8 protein-coding genes are annotated in these 12,266 nt (G+C 57.1%); 5 read left to right on the top strand and 3 right to left on the bottom strand.

Annotated elements, in window-relative coordinates:
• Nucleotides 1–69 precede the first annotated feature (69 nt).
• From ABNS66_RS07115 to ABNS66_RS07105, 3 genes are all read right to left on the bottom strand, one after another.
• On the bottom strand, nt 70–2,232 hold the full coding sequence (locus tag ABNS66_RS07115; protein WP_286836797.1) for a glycoside hydrolase family 3 C-terminal domain-containing protein: 2,163 nt from the start codon (nt 2,230–2,232) through the stop codon (nt 70–72).
• Nucleotides 2,233–2,447: 215 nt separating this feature from the next.
• Nucleotides 2,448–4,724 carry a hypothetical protein gene (locus ABNS66_RS07110; protein ID WP_286836795.1) on the bottom strand — a complete coding sequence of 759 codons (2,277 nt, stop codon included), beginning with the start codon at nt 4,722–4,724 and terminating at the stop codon, nt 2,448–2,450.
• 87 nt (nt 4,725–4,811) lie between these two features.
• Nucleotides 4,812–5,546, bottom strand: a complete 735-nt coding sequence (locus ABNS66_RS07105; RefSeq protein WP_286836793.1) for an SDR family oxidoreductase — start codon at nt 5,544–5,546, stop codon at nt 4,812–4,814.
• A 58-nt stretch (nt 5,547–5,604) separates the two neighbouring features.
• On the opposite strand from ABNS66_RS07105, the gene ABNS66_RS07100 reads away from it, so the two are divergent.
• From ABNS66_RS07100 to ABNS66_RS07080, 5 genes are all read left to right on the top strand, one after another.
• Nucleotides 5,605–6,417: a queuosine precursor transporter gene (locus ABNS66_RS07100; RefSeq protein WP_286836791.1), complete on the top strand. Its 813-nt coding sequence runs from the start codon at nt 5,605–5,607 to the stop codon at nt 6,415–6,417.
• Nucleotides 6,418–6,566: 149 nt separating this feature from the next.
• On the top strand, nt 6,567–8,756 hold the full coding sequence (locus tag ABNS66_RS07095; RefSeq protein WP_204995262.1) for a peptidase M19: 2,190 nt from the start codon (nt 6,567–6,569) through the stop codon (nt 8,754–8,756).
• A 9-nt stretch (nt 8,757–8,765) separates the two neighbouring features.
• On the top strand, nt 8,766–9,128 hold the full coding sequence (locus ABNS66_RS07090) for a hypothetical protein (RefSeq protein WP_286694489.1): 363 nt from the start codon (nt 8,766–8,768) through the stop codon (nt 9,126–9,128).
• The gene (locus ABNS66_RS07085) at nt 9,125–10,549 is read left to right on the top strand and encodes a hypothetical protein (protein ID WP_286836788.1); all 1,425 of its coding nucleotides are present in this window, start codon (nt 9,125–9,127) and stop codon (nt 10,547–10,549) included. The genes ABNS66_RS07090 and ABNS66_RS07085 overlap by 4 nt, the downstream gene beginning before the upstream one ends.
• 123 nt (nt 10,550–10,672) lie before the next feature.
• Entirely contained in the window at nt 10,673–12,265 is a 1,593-nt protein-coding gene (locus tag ABNS66_RS07080) for an ABC-F family ATPase (protein ID WP_286836786.1), read from the top strand.
• Nucleotide 12,266: the final 1 nt, after the last annotated feature.

Raw genomic sequence — 12,266 nt, 5'->3', positions numbered from 1 at the left:
TTATCTGCGCGCCATCGCGCACAATGTATTCAGTGAATACACTCTAGCAGCAAGCGCCGTAAACTGCACTCACAGGCCACCCAGCGATAGCTGCTGTTGCATAACACGGTCGCGAGAGGACCAGCCCAGCGCGAATTGGTAGTCACCGGCCGCCATGGCCCAGTCTTTGGCGCTGTCATCCCAATAGCTCAGATCCCGTGAGCTAAGCTGATAGCGCAGGCTTGCTGACTCGCCCGGTGCCAACCAATGCTTGGAGAAGTCTTTTAGCGCCCACGGCGGCTGCTCAATACCAGCAGCCGGGCTTGGCAGGCCAACATATAGCTGCGGCACCACCCAACCGGCGCGGTCGCCGATATTGCTCGCCCGCGCCGTTACCACGACCCCACCCTCGTCGCGGATAACTCGCAAGTCCGTCAACGAATACTCGCTATATGACAAACCGTAGCCGAAGGGGTAGGCGGGCTCACGCGATTGCTGATCAAACCAACGATAGCCGATAAAAACGCCTTCACTATGCTCCGCTTGATTGGCAAGGCCCGGGTAGCGCCGAGGGTCTCCGGCAACAGGGTTGTCCAGCTCCTCCTCCGGAAAGCTCAGCGGCAGGCGGCCGCCCGGGTCGGTATCGCCAAACAGCAGCCGGGCAATGGCACTACCGCCCTCCTGCCCTGGGTACCAGACCTGCAATAGCGCGTTAACCTGCTCGCGCCACGGCGTGAGCACCGCTCCTGAATTTTGTAACACCACCACGGAATCGCGATTTGCGGCCGCCACCGCAGTGATTAATGCATCCTGGTTGTCGTGAGACACCGGCAGCAACGGCGCGCCTAACAGCAGCGGCACAAACAGTTGATCAAGTACCTCGCGTATTGGCGAACTGGCAAATACCGGATCTGTCAGCTGATCCAATAAGGTGGGGGCTCCCCCTTGGAGGTTGTTTAGCAATAGGGAGTCAGGCGCATCGGCGAGTGTGCAGTCGAGTGCCAAACAAAAACGGTCGCTGCCCTCGGTTGCCAAATTGCTGGCAAACACCAATGCGACATCTGCCTCGGCGGCGCCCGCTACTGCGGCAGCGATATCACTACCGTCATAGTAAGAGACCGCTACGTCGTCGCCCGCCCGCTCCGTTAACGCCTCGAGTGGCGTTTTAAAACGAAATGGCGTCACGAAAGAGGAACCGCCCCCGCTCGGGCGCGTTTGCGCCGACGCACCGATCACCGCGATGCGGCGAACATCGTCGCTCAACGGCAACACCCCTTCGTTGCGCAGCAGCACCGCCCCTTGCTCGGCAACATCTTGCGCCAATACCGCATGGGCCGCCTGGTCGATATTGTCGTCGTTGCGCTGATAACGGGGGCGGTCAAAAAAACCGACGCTGAACAAGCGCCGAAATATCTGCGTAAGATTGTCGTTCAGAACCTGCTCAGGCACCGCGCCAGACTGCACAGCCGCCTGCAACAAAGGCTGGGAGAAAAATACGCCGTAGGGCATTTCGATCATGGGCGAGGCATTTGCGGTTTGCACCGTATCTTTCTGGGCAAAGAAGTAATCGGTGACTAAAAAGCCGTCAAAACCCCATTCATCGCGTAATACGCTTTTCAACAAGTACTCTGAAGAACACGCTGGAGCACCGTTCACGTAGTTATAGGCGCACATTACCGAAGCAACATTCGCTTCCTTCACCGCGGCTTCGTAGGGCGGCATATACAACTCGCGCATACTGCGCTCATCCACCACTGCATTCACTACCGAGCGGCCACCCACCACCGCAGCGACGGGCGGCACACTAACGATGCCTTCCTGGGTGTTCATCAAATAGTGTTTGATATTGGCCATTACGCCCTGGGCTTGGCTGCCTTTTACCCACTCGACAACCATTCGTGTTGCCAGCAGGGGATCCTCACCAAAGGTTTCGAAGCTGCGCCCCGCCAGCGGGTTGCGCACTAAATCGGCCACCGGCGCATGCACGAGATCATTACCCTTGTTACGCACTTCATTGGCGATCGCTGCACCAGTTTCATGCGCCAGCGCCGGGTTAAAACTTGCCGCCAAGGCCAGTGGTATCGGCATCGCCGTGGCCGGACTTCCGCGCACACCAACCGGGCCGTCGCTCATTCTCAGCGGCGGGATGCCTAAGGCATCGATACCATTAACGATGCCGACATAGGGGTCGCCACTGGCCGAGGCCTGGGGATCGTCGCCCGCGAGGTAATCGATTTTTTGCTCCAGGCTCATTGCAGACACCAACAATTCCGCGCGCTGCGCGGCTGATAGCGAGGCGTCACACCACGGTCGTTCACTAAGCTCGCCGCAATGTTGGCTTATTGGGCCTGGCGTTATTGTTTCAGAGGGTGAAGAACTGCCCCCGCAAGCAACTAACAGCGCGCTCACAGCGGCGAGAATTACTAGCCCGTTAACGGGGAAGCCACACTTCCTGGAAACACTATGCTTCATGGGAACACCACCTGGCTGTCGCCCGCCGGCATACTCAATACAAGCTCGCCGTTACGCACCTGCCAGCGACTGCCCTCAACCTCAACGCTCTGGCCATCATCCAGACCGGTGAGGCGAAGCTGGTAGGGACTATCGCTACTGAGCACAAGACGTTTATCGTCGCGCTCAGCAATACCTGCCTCGCGCAAATTGATCGTTAGCGCTGCCACCTGAACCAGGCTGGCCCGCAGCTCTCCGGTCGCCGCCTCTGCACTCCCTCGCTGCCACAACTGACTGTCGCGCACGGCTGGGCTCAAGGTCGTCGCATCGGGAAAAATCAACTCGCCTACGCTGGGCTCCAAAGAAATACTGGGCTCGGGTAAGGCGCCGGACTGGGCGCGAATTTCGGCAAACTCGGCGCCTGCAACGGCCTCAAGTTCTTCCAACCACCACGCCCCAGTAGGCCCGATGCCCCAATCGGCATTCACCTTATCTGGCTCCCAGCGATAAACCAGCTCACCGGGAGCAGCGCGACGCTGACCCTCTGATGCCTGCCAGTCCACCATCCACTGTGCGGCTTTTTCAAAGGCAGAGTAGCCGGCATCTTTCAGGGTCCAGACAATATGGTCCTCCACTAAGTAGTGGTCGAAGACATAGCGATAGCCGAAGTCGCGCATGCCGTCTGCCGTGGCGCGCGCATCCGGAAAGGGCACAAGTTGGTCAAAGGTGCCGTGGGCCTGGTAGTACCCGTTCCATTTCAGGTTCTCCATCAACTCCGGCCCCTTGGGCTCGACGCAGCCGTTATTATCCAGCGAGCACGGCAACAGATTAGCGTTGGCATGGGAGCCGGCAAGGATCACCCCGCCAAAAAACACCTCAGGGTATTTCACCATGAGATTGATCGAGCCAATCGCACCCATCGAGTAGCCGGTGGTAAACACGGCTTCGCTGTCGATATTGAAATGCGCCGCCACATCGCGCCACACCTCCCAGAAATCCAGCTCTGCGGCGGTCTCATAGTAACCGGCTGAACCGCGGCCCAGCGGCGTGACACACACCGACTGGCGAAGATTTTCGCAGGCCGCTAACAAGTAGTTCGGGACGCTGGCACTGTATTGGTTGTGGTTCTGCGTAAAGCTGTGCAGCAACCAGGTAAACAGGCTCGGCGACTCAGAAGATGGCGAGTAACTGCTGGGAATATAAATCCCGTAGGGCTGAACAGCATCGTAGTAACCGGGGTCGGCAACCACCCCCGCCTCGCTGCGATCAACCCCCGCCGCGAAGTTGCCATCCCCGAGCTCGGTACCCGCTACCGAGGACAGATACCAGCGATTACTGTAGCCATAGTGCAGCGGCTCGGGCTCCGTCTCGCCCATTCGCGCCCAGTCAATTTGCTGGGAAAAGGCGGAAACATCGCCCGTGTTCAGCGCCGTCGACTGACTTTCATCAAACCAGAAATTAAATAACGCCGGCTCATCGTCGTAGTCGCGAAAAGCCAGGTTAAATACCGGCGGCTGATGAGGTAGGCTGCGAAAGCCCGCGTTATCGTTAAGGAAGCCACCTTCGCCATTGTTGATGCCCGAGGCAACGTACAGCGTCCACGGCTGATCCGTCGCCAAGCTGCTCTGCGGCAGCGCCGCAATAAACGATCGCGATGCCATATCCACAGTGACCGGCCCCACAAACTGCGGGCCACTGCCATCTTTATAATCAATAAAGGCCCCATTCGCCGATAACATCAGTAGGGCATCGACCCCGGGGCTGCGCAGGCCTGTAATACCCGGCCACTCTTCACTGCCCCCTTCCTGGTTGTCGATGGCAAAGGCCGCCACCGGCACGCTGTGGTCAATGAGCGTTTGCCAATCCACCCGGAAAAATAATTCGCCATTTTTTCGTCCCAGCGCGACAACGAATAAATCGGCGCCGTTACCCGCCATGTTTGCCGCAGGGTAATGCAGGCTGCCGCCGGTGGGCGTGCCAATGCGATAGAACGGCACATTGGGGCCCTTGGCACCATTGGCGTCGTAAATAAAGTCGGTCCAGTAATAGGCGCCGTGGGCATAGCGGCCCGTGCCGGACGTTCGCGGCGCGCCCTCTTCAAAGGGCCAGCTTGCCGGTGAGTGGAGCTGGGGTATGTCGCCAAACGCCGCCGCGGGCGCGCCACTGGGCACGGCACCGCGCGCCAGGGCTGCATCTAGCTCTGGCGAGGCGGTATTGGATGATGAGGAAGATTGCCCACCGCAAGCGGTTAGGCCGAATAGCAGTGCAGCAAGCACCGACAACTGAGCGCGCATACGCAAAACCTTTTGTTACATTATTGTTATTAATGTGATCTTACGCTGCTCAGCCTGCCGCCAGCAAAACCCAAATGGATGAGTCGCTTAGCTGCTGATGTGCCCCTGCTGCGGTCGCAGCACAATGTCCTCGGTAACGACATTGCGATCCATCGCGTAGAGGTGCCAGAACGCGCGCGCAACATCTTCAGCGGGCATCAGGGCCTGCTCGGCGATACCGCTATTTTCCCACGACGGCGACCAGGTCGGCCCCGGCGAAACACTGCATACACGAATGTTTTTACCGCGCACCTCTTCACGCAAGGCCTTGGCAAACCCCAGTACGCCATGTTTGGCTGCACAGTAAGCGGACACGCCAGCGTAGCCTTCCAGCCCTGCGGTAGAGGCCATATTAAAAATATCACCGCTTTCACGCTCAAGCATCGCCGGCAAAAATTGGCGGCACATCAAAAAGACACTGCGTAAATTACTGGCGATGATCCGGTCAAAGTCCTCTACGGCCATGTCCGCTACCGGCTCTCCGTGCCAGCTGCCCGCATTATTAATCAGCACATCGACGGCGCCCATATCGCGCTGCAGTTGCTGACCAAGACGCTGCACAGCCGCCGCATCGCTCACGTCACAAGGGTAGATTTCAACCCTTGCGGAACCGCTACACTGTGCGGCAACCTGTTCCAGTTTGTCGGCATTGCGCGCCACTAATGCCAACCGCATAGCGGGGTTCTGGCGGCTAAACTCCCGGGCAATTGCTGCGCCTATACCCTGGGAGGCACCGCTTATCAGCAGCACTGGCGACTTGTTCTCAGAAACGCTTCCTGTCATGTTATTTCCTGTTTGGCAGTCCTGCCGAGCGCATTTGCCCCCAAGCAGCAGGCCACGAATGATCGACAATATTGTTAATAACAAAGCTATCAAACTCTTCATCTTAATGGCGGGCTTTTTTGTCGCCAATGCATTAATTGCTGAGTTTATTGGCGTTAAGATTTTCTCGCTGGAGCACAGCCTTGGGATTGAACCACTGTCGCTGAGCCTGTTCGGCGTCGACAACCTCTCCTTCAATTTAACCGCCGGGGTGCTGCTGTGGCCCTTTGTGTTTGTACTCACCGACCTGATCAACGAATACTACGGGCAACGCGGCGTGAAGCTGCTCTCCTACCTCACCGTCGGCCTGATTCTATACGCCTTTGCAATGTTCTACGTGGGCATTGAGCTCACCCCTGCCGACTTTTGGCCCCAGTCTCATATCAGCCCTGCACTGCCCAGCGCGGAGCAGCAGGCAATTGCCAGCAAGGTCTCCGATTATGACTACGCCTACCGGCTGGTTTTCGGCCAAGGGCTGTGGATCATTATCGGCTCATTGGTGGCATTTCTTATCGGCCAAATTATCGACGTCGCGGTATTTCACCGTATCAAAGCCAGTACCGGCGAGCGCTTGATCTGGCTGCGCGCGACGGGCTCCACGCTAGTTAGCCAGTTTATCGACAGCTTTGTTGTGTTGTTTGTTGCCTTTTATCTCGGCGCCGATTGGGGGCTATCGCTGGTGCTCGCCATTGGCGTCGTGAACTACCTGTACAAATTTACCATGGCCATTGCGCTCACCCCGGTAATTTATGCGGCGCACTACACCATCGACCGCTACCTGGGTGAGCCCCTCGCCACAGAAATGAAAATCGCCGCACAGCGACAAAATTAAACCGCAAACTTTAAATTACTGTTAGATAGATGACAGTGACAACATACTATTGCACACTAGGGTATCGACGAGTTCTTATTGCTTAGAATTTGTCCACTGCGATCGCAGTGCGCCAGGAAGGCAAAACCATCACAACCCGGGTAATACGTATGAACGCCAAGCTCTCTATCACGCTTCTCGCCGCCGTGCTGCTCGCCGCATGTGGCGGCTCAAGCTCATCATCGAGTAACAACAATAACAACACCAGCCAACGCGGTATTCCCGAAACCCGCTTTGCCATGGCCAACGGCTGCTACTCTCTGCAATCCAATGCGACCAAGCAATACGCCGCTCTCAGCGACAGCACCTTGCGCATGGACAGCGCGAAAACCAGCGCCGAACGCTTCTATATGAGGCCGGCAACTCTCGGCAAATACTTGCTCTATACCAGCGACGAGCGCTTTATTACTGCCAGCGGCGGCAATATCACCGCCGCGACGGAGCCCAGCGACGACGCCATCTGGACCATTGAGCGCGATGCCAGCGCCAAAACCTTTAGCCTGCAAAGCCACAGCGGACAAACACTGAGCGTTGCTGCCGATGGCGCGCTAAGCACAGGCGACGCCGGCGGCGCAGCCAGCCAATTCCTGTTTGCCCCCACAGCAGGTTGCAGTGGCTATCCGGAAATGCCCACCTCGGTGGCTGGCGAAACCTTCAAAGGTCGCGGTATTGACCAACCCGCTATCGGCTTTGCCGACATCCACAATCACATGGGCATGAGCAGCGAGCTGTCCTACGCCGGTGACGTTGGTCCCTCTGCTGGCGGCGTACTCTACGGGGAGGCCTTCCATCGCTTTGGCGTTACTCACGCACTCGAAGACTGCGAAGAACTCCACGGCCCCAACGGTATTCGCGGTCCCGACCTCATCCTGGAAACCGGCGCATCGCCCAACCATGAAACGCAGGGCTGGCCGACCTTTGTCGACTGGCCGCGCAACAAGTCCCTGTCTCATACCGTGCTGTATTACCGCTGGGTGGAGCGCGCCTGGCTGGCCGGATTGCGTTTGATGGTCAACCACGGCACCAATATTGCTGGTTTGTGCACCGTGGGCTCTATTTATTCACTGACGCCCGATGCCGACTGCAACGATATGAGCATCGCCATCAAACAAATCAAATACATGTATGAAATTCAGGACTACGTCGACGCCCAGCACGGCGGCCCTGGTAAAGGGTGGTACCGCATAGTTACCAGCCCCCAGCAGGCACGCGAGGTCATTAACGAGGGTAAGTTAGCAGTGGTACTGGGAATGGAGGCCGCACAGGTCTTCGACTGCGGCATGACCATGATCGCGGGCAATATCGAAATTCCCAAGTGTGATGAAGCACAGATCGACGCCAAGCTACAGGAGCTGTGGGATCTTGGCGTGCGCCATCTCTACGCCTACCACGATATCGACACAGCGCTGGGCGGCACCGGCCTGTTCAGCGACATTATGAACTTCCTCAATTTGTTGGATACCGGCTCTTTCTGGAAAACCTCTGAGTGCCGCGACTACCCCAGCGAAGAACCCACCGTGCGCGATCCCGGCCTCGCCATTGCAACCGCGCTGCCCGGCAGCGGCAATGACCCGCTATCCAGCATGGTGCTCGATATCACCGGCGGCGCATTGCCAATCTACCCCGAGGGACTTCGCTGCAACGCCCGCACAGTAACCGAGCTGGGTAACTATGCGCTCAACGCAATGATGGATCGCGGCATGGTGATGGATATCGACCACGCCGCCTACCACAGCAAGGATATTATGCTCGACCTTGCGGAACAGCGAACGCCCGCCTACCCGATGGTATCGTCACACGACGCCCACGGCGGCCTGACCAGTGATCAGGCCGCGCGCATCCTTAAAAATGGCGGCGTAATCTACCCCTACAAGGGCAATGGTGTTAAGCACAAAGAGTTTATGGAAAAGCTGAAATTCTGGCGCGAAAAAGCCGGTGTAAGCGACTCCCTGATGGCACTGGGTTATGGCGCTGACGGCAACGGCTTTGGCGGCCACGCCGGACCACGCGGCGGCGACTCCGAACCAGTGCAATATCCCTTTGTACTGTTCCAGGGTGACGACTGGGGGCCACAGTTCCAAGGCGCCGAGCCCGTCACCGTGCAAATGCTGACCATTCCCGAAAGCGGCAAGTACTGGCATATCGATGAAGTGGGCATGGCCCATTACGGCCTTGTTGCCGACTACGTTGAAGAGGTCCGACTCGAGGGCGGTCAAGAAGCTATCGATGCCCTGTTCAACTCGGCGGAGGCCTATCTACAAACTTGGGAGCGCTCATACAATCCGCGCAATGCGCAGTAGGCTGCCACCATGCGCACAGTTGCATTAGTTCTAAGTAGTGCGGTGGTGCTGGTGGCGCTGTGGTGGGGGCTGAAACCCACCACCTCAGCACCGAGCGAACCACAGTTGCGACAGTATTCACTGGCGTTCAGTGGCCAACAGTACCAAGGCCCAGCAACGCTCACCGCTTATGCCGGCGACACGTTGCGATTGAACGTCGTCAGCGACAGCGATGATGCCATGCACGTACACGGCTACGAAAAACACCTGGTGCTGCCAGCCGGCGAACTGACCACACTGGAGTTCACCGCCGATAGCACCGGTCGTTTTATGCTTGAGCTACATGGTAACGACCTGCAGTTTGGCACCTTGGAAGTGTACCCTCGGCAGTGAAACTTCGACTCGCAATGGCTTCCGCCGCCAGTGTGGGCAGCACCGCCGTGCACGCCCACTCCTTCGCCCAGCCCTACCAGTTACCCATGCCCTATTGGATGTACATCTACGGGGCAATGGCAGCGCTGGCACTTTCCTTTGTTGTGCTGGCGTTTTTCCTGAGAGAAACCCCCAACGCTCAGCAACCGCGACACCTGCTGCTTGGCCAGCTCAAGATGCCGTGGCTGCAGCGGCTGTTTCAGACCGCTATGTTTGCCAGCATCGTGTTGGCCATTGTTGCCGGCCTCATCGGTAATCAGGACAGCTATCGCAATATCAACATGACCTACTTCTGGATCGTGTTTGCTCTGGGCGGCTGCTATTTGAGCACGCTGGTGGGTGGCTGGTACGACGCCGTAAACCCCTGGAAGGTGTCTGTAGAAGTGCTGTCAAAACGCTGGCCCGTTTTTGGCAGCGGCTACATCGCCTACCCAAAGCGCCTCGCCTACTGGCCGGCACTGGCCCAGTACATGGTGTTTATCATTATCGAGCTGTTCGGCGATACACGGCCGTTTTCACTGTCAGTCATTCTGCTCGCGTACACGGCCTTAACCCTGCTGGGTAGCTGGCTGGTCGGGAGTCGCCAGTGGTTTTACTACGCCGACCTGTTCTCAGTGCTATTTCGTGTGATCGGCCATATGGCACCGCTGCAAAAAAATGCTGAACAGCGTTGGGTGCTGCAGTGGCCGTTTGCCGGCTTAATCGGCCAGCGCGCCACGCACCCGAGTTTGCTGATCTTTATTCTGTTTATGCTGTCGTCCACCGCCTTCGACGGATTAAAAGAAACGCAGCTGTGGTTCAACCTATTCTGGAAAGACCCTTGGAATATTCTCACTCCGCTGCTCGGCGAGCACCCAATCTACGCCTACCCCTATTTGCGGCCCTGGTTCATCGCGTACGAAGTATTTTGGCTGCTGCTGTCACCACTGCTGTATTTGGGCTTGTTTCTCGGCTTTTTATGGCTGGGCAAAACGCTCAGCCGCAGCGACCTCCCACTTACTGAGCTTACCGCCCGGTTCAGCTATAGCCTGCTGCCCATCGCGCTGGTCTATCACATCACCCACTACTATACCTTGCTGCTGAATCAGGGAGTGAAAATTCGCGGGCTGATCTCCGACCCCTTTGGCTGGGGCTGGAACATTTTTGGCAATGCCATTACTGGCCGCCTGCCCATCATTCCCGATATGGGCGTGGTCTGGGATAGCCAGGTTTGGCTGATACTGATCGGTCACGTCGCCAGTGTTTGGTTGGCTCACGTCGAAGCCCTGCGCTGCTTCAATAGCCGCCGCCAGGCCACACTCAGTCAATTCCCGATGCTGGCACTGATGATTGTATTTACCGGCTTCGGCCTATGGATTCTGGCGCAACCCCTTAAGGGCTAAACACTGCGGAAATAATGCGCCAAATCGCCCCGGGCGTTCGACCTCGCGCGCTGAAAGGCTTATAGTGCGCGGCTCTCTGCTCATCGATTTACGCACTGCCACGTGCAGGCTCAGGATACTCTGTTGATCTCTACTGCAAACATCACCATGCAATTTGGTGCCAAGCCGCTGTTTGAAAACATCTCAGTGAAGTTTGGCAACGGCAACCGCTACGGGCTTATTGGCGCGAATGGCTGCGGCAAATCCACGTTTATGAAAATCCTCGACGGCAGCCTCAAGCCCACCTCTGGCAATGTGTCGTTAGATCCGAACGAACGCATCGGCAAGCTGCACCAAGACCAGTTCGCCTTCGAGCAGTATTCAGTGATCGATACCGTGATCATGGGTCACACCGAGCTTTGGGAAGTGAAACAAGAGCGCGACCGCATTTATTCGCAGAGCGAAATGTCGGAAGAAGACGGAATGAAAGTCGCCGAGCTGGAAACCCGTTTCATGGAAATGGATGGTTACAGCGCCGAGAGTCGCGCCGGTGAAATTTTGCTGGGCGCGGGCATCGACCAAAGCCTGCACTTCGGCCCAATGAGTGAAGTCGCCCCCGGCTGGAAATTGCGGGTATTGCTGGCGCAAGCCCTGTTCTCCGAGCCCGATATTCTGCTGCTGGACGAGCCCACCAACAACCTCGATATCAACACCATTCGCTGGCTGGAAGAGCTACTGAATGAGCGCAAGAGCACGATGGTGATCATTTCCCACGACCGGCATTTTCTCAATGCCGTTTGCACGCACATGGCGGATATCGACTATGGCGAGCTGCGCGTCTACCCCGGCAACTACGACGACTTTATGATGGCGGCGACCGCGGCGCGCGAGCGCTTACAAGCCCAGAATGCGAAGAAGTCTGCACAAATTGCCGAACTTCAGCAATTTGTAAGCCGCTTCTCGGCTAATGCCTCCAAGGCTAAGCAGGCGACCTCCCGCGCTAAGCAAATTGAAAAAATCCAACTGGATGAAATCAAAGCCTCCAGCAGGGTCTCGCCCTATATCCGCTTCAAGCAGGAGAAGAAGCTGCACCGCCAAGCGCTGACGCTTGAGAGCGTTGGCCACGGCTTCGATGACAAGCTATTTAGCGACGCCAGCATGATTATTGAAGCGGGCACTCGCCTGGCAGTCATCGGTGAGAACGGCGCCGGTAAAACGACTTTTTTGCGCTGCTTAATGAAGGAGTTAGCCGCCAACGAAGGCAACATTAAGTGGGCCGAAAATGCCAGCCTGGGCTACTGCCCTCAGGACAGCAGCAATGACTTTGACAACGACCTCAATCTGTTCGACTGGATGGCGCAGTGGCAAAAGCCCAGTCACGACGACCAGATTGTGCGCGCAACGCTTGGGCGCTTACTGTTCTCTTCCGACGACTTCAAAAAGCAGGTTAAGGTCTGTTCAGGCGGTGAGAAGAACCGCCTGCTGTTTGGCAAGCTGATGATGATGGACTGCAATGTTCTGATTATGGACGAGCCGACTAACCACTTGGATATGGAGTCGATTGAAGCCCTGAACCTGGCGCTGGAATACTTTGAAGGCACACTAATCTTTGCCAGCCACGACCGCGAATTCGTATCGTCGCTGGCCACCCGTGTTGTCGAAATCAAAGACCAGAAGCTCAACGACTTCCATGGTAGCTACGAGGAGTACTTGGCCAGTCAGCAGCTCATCGGCTGAG

This window comes from uncultured Spongiibacter sp. (genome assembly GCF_964011655.1).
Lineage (GTDB): Bacteria > Pseudomonadota > Gammaproteobacteria > Pseudomonadales > Spongiibacteraceae > Spongiibacter > Spongiibacter marinus.
This window is presented reverse-complemented; position numbering and strand designations above follow the sequence as displayed.